The 5,572-nt window shown below is 49.5% G+C and carries 5 protein-coding genes; all 5 read left to right on the plus strand.

Features of this window, described 5'->3' with window-relative positions:
* The first annotated feature begins 98 nt into the window (after positions 1 to 98).
* Positions 99 to 1,508 (plus strand): UDP-N-acetylmuramate--L-alanine ligase, encoded by a 1,410-nt coding sequence (murC, locus tag ACTHUM_RS10395; RefSeq protein WP_049335324.1) that lies wholly within the window; start codon positions 99 to 101, stop codon positions 1,506 to 1,508.
* A gap of 87 nt (positions 1,509 to 1,595) precedes the next feature.
* Positions 1,596 to 2,510, plus strand: a complete 915-nt coding sequence (locus ACTHUM_RS10400) for a D-alanine--D-alanine ligase (RefSeq protein ID WP_049335322.1) — start codon at positions 1,596 to 1,598, stop codon at positions 2,508 to 2,510.
* Positions 2,500 to 3,219, plus strand: coding sequence for a cell division protein FtsQ/DivIB (locus ACTHUM_RS10405; protein ID WP_049335319.1), 720 nt, complete (start codon positions 2,500 to 2,502; stop codon positions 3,217 to 3,219). The genes ACTHUM_RS10400 and ACTHUM_RS10405 overlap by 11 nt, the downstream gene beginning before the upstream one ends.
* 74 nt (positions 3,220 to 3,293) lie before the next feature.
* Complete coding sequence (gene ftsA, locus ACTHUM_RS10410) at positions 3,294 to 4,547, plus strand: cell division protein FtsA (protein WP_003682483.1); 1,254 nt, start codon at positions 3,294 to 3,296, stop codon at positions 4,545 to 4,547.
* A 252-nt stretch (positions 4,548 to 4,799) separates the two neighbouring features.
* On the plus strand, positions 4,800 to 5,572 hold a 773-nt coding region (ftsZ, locus tag ACTHUM_RS10415; RefSeq protein ID WP_440402849.1), incomplete at its 3' end, for a cell division protein FtsZ.

A 5,572-nucleotide genomic window follows, 5' to 3' on the forward strand; every position in this document is an offset into this window, starting at 1 on the left:
TTTGTTAAAATTCCTTTACAATAAAAGCATAGCGCAGAAGCGGATAGCCCTTTAAAATAACGCCTTTACGCACTAAAAACCAACCGGAACGCAACGTTATGATGAAAAATCGAGTGACCAACATCCATTTTGTCGGAATCGGCGGCGTCGGCATGAGCGGTATTGCCGAAGTTTTACACAATTTGGGCTTTAAAGTTTCCGGTTCGGATCAGGCGCGTAATGCCGTTACCGAGCATTTGAGCGCTCTCGGCATCCAAGTTTACCCAGGTCATACTGCCGAACACGTCAATGGCGCCGACGTGGTTGTTACCTCTACTGCGGTCAAAAAAGACAATCCTGAGGTTGTTGCCGCATTGGAACAGCAGATTCCCGTGATTCCGCGCGCGCTGATGTTGGCAGAGTTGATGCGCTTCCGCGATGGTATCGCCATTGCCGGTACGCACGGCAAAACCACAACCACCAGCCTGACCGCTTCTATTCTCGGCGCGGCAGGACTTGACCCGACTTTCGTTATCGGCGGCAAGCTCAACGCCGCTGGTACCAACGCCCGTTTGGGTAAAGGCGAATACATTGTTGCCGAAGCCGACGAATCCGATGCCTCTTTCCTGTATCTGACGCCGATTATGTCCGTCGTGACCAATATCGACGAAGACCACATGGACACTTACGGCCACAGCGTTGAGAAACTGCATCAGGCGTTTGTCGATTTTATCCACCGTATGCCGTTCTACGGCAAAGCCTTTCTGTGTATCGACAGCGAACACGTCCGCGCGATTTTACCGAAAATTAGCAAACCTTACGCCACTTACGGCTTGGACGATACTGCCGATATCTATGCGACCAATATTGAAAACGTCGGCGCGCAAATGAAATTTACCGTTCATGTTCAAATGAAAGGACACGAGCAAGAGCCGTTTGAAGTTGTTTTGAATATGCCCGGCCGCCACAACGTCCTCAATGCGTTGGCGGCTATCGGCGTTGCGCTGGAAGTTGGCGCATCGGTTGAAGCCATTCAAAAAGGCTTGCTCGGCTTTGAAGGTGTCGGTCGCCGCTTCCAAAAATATGGCGACATTAAATTACCAAACGGCGGAACTGCTTTGCTGGTGGACGATTATGGCCATCATCCTGTTGAAATGGCAGCAACCCTTTCCGCTGCGCGCGGTGCATACCCTGAAAAACGTTTGGTCTTGGCTTTCCAACCACACCGCTATACCCGCACACGTGATTTGTTCGAAGATTTCACCAAAGTCCTCAATACCGTTGATGCGCTGGTGTTGACCGAAGTTTATGCCGCAGGCGAAGAGCCGATTGCCGCAGCCGATTCCCGCGCCTTGGCACGCGCCATCCGCATATTGGGCAAACTTGAGCCGATTTACTGCGAAAACGTTGCCGACTTGCCGCAAATGCTGCTGAATGTTTTGCAGGACGGCGATGTTGTGTTGAATATGGGTGCCGGCAGCATCAACCGCGTTCCGTCTGCATTGGTGGAATTGTCGAAACAATCATAATAAACGGGCATATTGGTCTTTGAGGGCAGATAGGTCGTCTGAACAATATTCAGACGGCCTGTATCAGTATTTAAGAAAGTGGAAATTATGCAGAATTTTGGCAAAGTGGCCGTGTTGATGGGCGGCTTCTCTAGCGAGCGCGAAGTTTCTCTGGACAGCGGCGCCGCTATTTTGGCTGCCTTGAAAAGCAAAGGCGTCGATGCCCATGCGTTCGACCCCAAAGAAACTCCGTTGTCTGAATTGAAAACACAAGGTTTTCAGACGGCCTTCAATATTCTGCACGGTACTTTCGGCGAAGATGGCGCGGTTCAAGGCGCGTTGGAACTGATGGGTATTCCTTACACCGGCAGTGGTGTGGCCGCTTCCGCGCTGGGTATGGACAAATACCGCTGCAAACTGATTTGGCAGGCCGTGGGTTTGCCTGTTCCTGAGTTTGCTGTATTGCATGACGACAGCGACTTTGATGCTGTTGAAGAAAAATTGGGCCTGCCGATGTTTGTGAAACCTGCCGCGGAAGGCAGCAGCGTCGGTGTGGTAAAAGTAAAAGAAAAAGGCCGTCTGAAAAGCGTTTACGAAGAATTGAAACATTTGCAGGGTGAAATTATTGCCGAACGCTTTATCGGAGGCGGCGAGTATTCTTGCCCGGTATTGAACGGCAAAGGCCTGCCGAGCATTCATATTATTCCAGCTACTGAGTTTTACGACTACGAGGCTAAATACAACCGCGACGATACGGTTTATCAATGCCCGTCGGAAGATTTGAGTGAGGATGAGGAAAACCTGATGCGCGAACTGGCCGTGCGTGGCGCGCAGGCGATTGGTGCGGACGGTTGTTCGCGCGTGGACTTCCTAAAAGATACGGACGGTAAGCTGTATCTTTTGGAAATCAATACCTTGCCCGGTATGACCAGCCACAGTTTGGTGCCAAAATCTGCAGCCCATACCGGCGTAGATTTTGCTGATTTATGTATTGAGATTTTGAAGACCGCTCATGTGGGATGATGCAGGCGCATTGGGTCGGCTGACCCGCCGGCTATTGGTGCTGATGACCTTTCTACTGATAGGTTCGGGCATAGCTTGGCTTTACAATTCCAAATATTTTCCTGTGAAACAGATTGCCATTCAGGGTAAGCTGAAATATGCTTCCAACAAAGAATTGCAAACCGTTGCACGAGAGCATATCAGGGGTAATATGTTCCGCGCCGATATTGATTCGGCGCAGGCCGCTTTTCAGGAATTGCCTTGGATTGACTCGGCAATGGTACGCCGCCGTTTTCCGGAAACCGTGGAAATTATCCTGACCGAGCGTGTGCCGGTTGCGCATTGGCGCGCTGGCGGCTTGGTGGACAGTAAGGGCAATGTGTTTGCCGCAAGTCTGAAACAGGACCTGCCTATATTTGAAGGGCAGCAGGGGACAGGCAAAGACATGGTCAAACATTATGCGGACTTTTCCGGTATTTTGAGTCCGTTGAAACTGACTATCAAAGAATTGATCTACACGCCGCGGTCGGCATGGTTGCTTGTATTGAACAACGGCATTACCGTGCGCTTGGGGCGTGAAAACGAAATCAAACGTTTGCAGCAGTTTGTCCAGATTTGGCCATCGCTGCTGCGTAAAAAACAAAGTCGTATCGAGTATGTCGATATGCGTTATAAGGATGGTTTTTCAGTCCGTTACAGGCCGTCTGAAAACCCTTCCGAGAGTGAATAGCCGATTAGACGTGAAGCAATCTTGTTTCAAAAATAATCAAACCGTCAGTCAGACAACATAGCGAACGAGCAATTATGGAACAACAACAAAATAAATATATCAGTGCCTTAGACATTGGTACGTCCAAGGTCATCGCCTTAATCGGCGAGATTCGGGAAGATAACGAAATCCACATTGTTGGCTTGGGTCAAAGCCCTTCACGCGGCCTGCGTGCAGGTATGGTGACCAATATCGACGCTACCGCGCAAGCCATTCGTCAGGCGGTAGAAGATGCCGAGCTGATGGCAGATACCAAAATTTCCCACGTTGTCACCGGTATTGCCGGTAACCATATCCGCAGCCTGAATTCACAAGGCGTGGTCAAAATTAAAGATGGCGAAGTATCGCAAGCCGACATCGATCGTGCCATCGAAACAGCCAAAGCCATCAATATTCCGCCTGATCACAATATCTTACATACCGTGGTTCAAGAGTACATCATCGACAACCAACCCGGTGTGAAAGAGCCTATCGGCATGAGCGGCGTGCGTTTGGATACCCGTGTACACATCATCACCGGTGCGAACACTGCTTTGCAAAATATCCAAAAATGTATCCAACGTTGCGGCCTGCAAATGGATCAAATCATGCTTCAGCCTTTGGCAAGCGGTCACGCCGTTTTGACTGAAGACGAAAAAGATTTGGGCGTGTGCGTCATCGATATCGGTGGCGGTACAACCGACATCGCGGTTTATACCAATGGCGCCATCCGTCATACTGCGGTTATTCCTGTTGCCGGCGATTTGATTACCAAAGACTTGGCTCAAGCCTTGCGTACGCCGCACAGTGCAGCCGAGTACATCAAAATCCATTACGGTGCTGCTATTCCGACTATGGACGGCTTGGATGAAATGATTGAAGTTCCTAGTGTTGGCGACCGTCAATCACGTCAAATTTCACGTCGTGTATTGGCTGAAATCATCGGCCCGCGTGTAGAAGAAATTTTGGAGTTGACGCTGAACGAATTGCGCCGCTCCGGTTTCCCAGAAGAAGTGCTGACTTCCGGTATCGTTTTGACCGGCGGTGCTTCTATGTTGACCGGTATTGTTGAGTTGGCGGAAGAAGTCTTCAACCTGCCGGCGCGTATCGGTGTTCCACAAGAAATGGGCGGCGTATCCGAGCGTATTCGTAATCCACGCTATTCAACAGCGATCGGCCTGCTTCAGACGGCCTATGCTGCCGAAGAGGGTGAGCAAACCAGCCGAACCGGTGCGATTGCACTGAATGATTCAGGCAAAAAAATGGGTCTGTGGGAAAAAATCCAAAGATTCTTCAGAGATAATTTCTGATAAAAGTTTTCAGGGCAGGCGGTGCAGCAACCGTTTGTCCTGAATATTTAAGTGGAATTAAACAGTTTTAAATAATTGCCAAGTGAATAATTTAAAACTTGTATATTTTCTGTTAAAAAATGTAGTAAAAATATAACGCCGACAGCCGAATGGTAAGAAGATTTTTGCCAGTATCTGAATACTTCTTATATAATACGGATAATGAGTTATTTTTGAACCGTCCTTATAAAGCGGGGCGCGGAGGATTATTGAATGGAATTTGTTTACGACGTAGCAGAATCAGCAACGAGCCCTGCTGTTATTAAAGTTATCGGTTTGGGTGGTGGCGGCTGTAATGCCATCAACAACATGGTTGCCAACACTATTCATGGTGTTGAGTTCATCAGTGCCAATACCGATGCGCAATCATTGGCTAAAAACAATGCGGCTAAACGCATTCAATTGGGTACAAACCTGACTCGCGGTTTAGGTGCCGGTGCAAATCCTGAAATTGGCCGCGCCGCTGCTCAAGAAGATCGTGAAGCCATCGAAGATGCTATCCGTGGTGCAAACATGCTGTTCATCACGACCGGTATGGGTGGCGGTACAGGTACCGGCTCTGCTCCTGTTGTGGCTGAAATCGCTAAAGAAATGGGTATCCTGACCGTTGCGGTTGTAACCCGTCCGTTTGCTTACGAAGGCAAACGCGTACATATCGCTCAAGCAGGTTTGGATCAGCTCAAAGAGCGTGTCGATTCCCTGATTATTATCCCTAACGACAAATTGATGACTGCCTTGGGCGAAGACGTGACCATGCGTGAAGCTTTCCGTGCGGCCGACAATGTACTGCGTGATGCTGTTGCCGGTATTTCCGAAGTGGTGACTTGCCCGAGCGACATGATCAACTTGGACTTCGCCGACGTGAAAACCGTGATGAGCAATCGCGGTATCGCCATGATGGGTTCAGGTTTCGCGCAAGGTATCGACCGTGCCCGTTTGGCTACCGATCAAGCTATCTCCAGCCCGCTCTTGGATAACGTTACTTT

This window comes from Neisseria sp. P0021.S006 (assembly GCF_051956895.1).